The organism is Sphingobium olei (assembly GCF_042678845.1).
Classification (GTDB): domain Bacteria; phylum Pseudomonadota; class Alphaproteobacteria; order Sphingomonadales; family Sphingomonadaceae; genus Sphingobium; species Sphingobium olei.
This window is the reverse complement of sequence record NZ_JBHTLS010000040.1, coordinates 1-1284: the sequence shown is the minus strand read 5'-3', so window position 1 is coordinate 1284 and position 1284 is coordinate 1. Positions and strand designations below refer to the sequence as shown.

Below are 1284 nucleotides of genomic sequence, written 5' to 3'. Positions count from 1 at the left end.
GCGCGGCTATGATGCGCGCGGGCGGTCGGGTTCCACATGATGGTTTCCAAAGTTGGTGTCGCAACCCCTCGGAATCATATCGAAACTCGGCCGTCCACCGTTACGTCAGCGTTCTGACACAGCCTCTCAGGCTCGTCTCGACGATCGGCATCAGGCCGACGACCATCACAAGCATCCACGAGAAGCCGAACACCGCCCAGTCGGCCACGTCGAGTTCAGGCGCGGCGCTCGTCCCCTCTTTTCGCCCAAGCTGATTTCTTGTCATTCAGCCGTGTCCTCAATGGCTTGTGAACAAACCTCGAACCCTGTATGTTGGACAGGTTCGGAGGTTCTCATGCGCGAGTTGGACACCGCGACGTTCTTGATGACGCAGGACAACCCGGCGGGACCGATTATCCAGTTTGTTGAGAATGGCATCGAGCCTCAGGGGCCAATGACCGACGCCGACGGCAACGTGAGCAAAGCGAGCGCTGCTGCCTACTTGGTGGCGTATGCGATCTTGGCCGGCTTTGTGGGCTACCTCATTTTCGCTCTTTAAGGCGGCGGTCACTCGCGCAACTTCGGATCGTTGAAGAAGCCGCGATTGTGGTCGCGGTGGACTTCTTGCTGCACGCCTACAGAAGCCTGCACGGAGCTGGCCCGCGCCGCCTGGGCCGCTGTCCGGTCATCGTCGAGCCTTGCTTCTCCGCCCTCGATCACCGCCTGCGCCGCGCGGGGATCGCCTCCGGCCGGCGCTGACGGGATACCCGACACGCCATGCGGGCGGTACGAACCGGCGACATCCGCTGCGCTGTCGACACTTGGCCTGTGGACCTGAACGAGGTCGGGCTCATGCAACTTGCCAGCAATCTCCTCGCGGATGTCATCCTGCTTCTCGCGCATCCAGCGCGTCACCATTTCCTGGCGGACGGCGCGCTGATGGTCACTAAGATCGGTCGCCCAGAGCTCGGGAGCGTCAAGTCCAGGATTGGAAGCTTGCTGCGCGCGATACCATTGCGCGAGATCCTGACTCATGTTCTCGCTTAGCTGCATGCCATGCGTTTCGGCGTAGCTGGCGTCGCGCGACAGCTGCTGCGACAGTTCCTCGAGCTTGCGCGCAGTTTCAGTGTAAGACCGGGCCCGCGCCAACGCCTGCTCGTGGGTCAGCGAAGAACTTGAGTAAGCGCCGACGGAAGGCGGCATTGACGCGGCCTGTCAGGCTTTCCGGCGTGTCCGTGGCGCCCATTTTTTCGCGAGCGCTTCCAGCCTTGCCTCGATCAGGGGGATATCGGGCTGGGCGTTGGG

At 62.2% G+C, this 1284-nt stretch carries 2 protein-coding genes and 1 pseudogene; 1 reads left to right on the top strand and 2 read right to left on the bottom strand.

What is annotated here, in order from left to right:
- Window positions 1-100 precede the first annotated feature (100 nt).
- Window positions 101-265, bottom strand: coding sequence for a hypothetical protein (locus tag ACFQ24_RS03935; protein WP_380909148.1), 165 nt, complete (start codon window positions 263-265; stop codon window positions 101-103).
- 69 nt (window positions 266-334) lie between these two features.
- On the opposite strand from ACFQ24_RS03935, the gene ACFQ24_RS03930 reads away from it, so the two are divergent.
- The gene (locus tag ACFQ24_RS03930) at window positions 335-538 is read left to right on the top strand and encodes a hypothetical protein (protein ID WP_037448102.1); all 204 of its coding nucleotides are present in this window, start codon (window positions 335-337) and stop codon (window positions 536-538) included.
- Window positions 539-546: 8 nt separating this feature from the next.
- Here ACFQ24_RS03930 and ACFQ24_RS03925 read toward each other — a convergent pair.
- Window positions 547-1158, bottom strand: a pseudogene (locus tag ACFQ24_RS03925) (conjugal transfer protein TraG N-terminal domain-containing protein); the annotation flags it as partial.
- Between the last annotated feature and the right edge of the window lie 126 nt (window positions 1159-1284).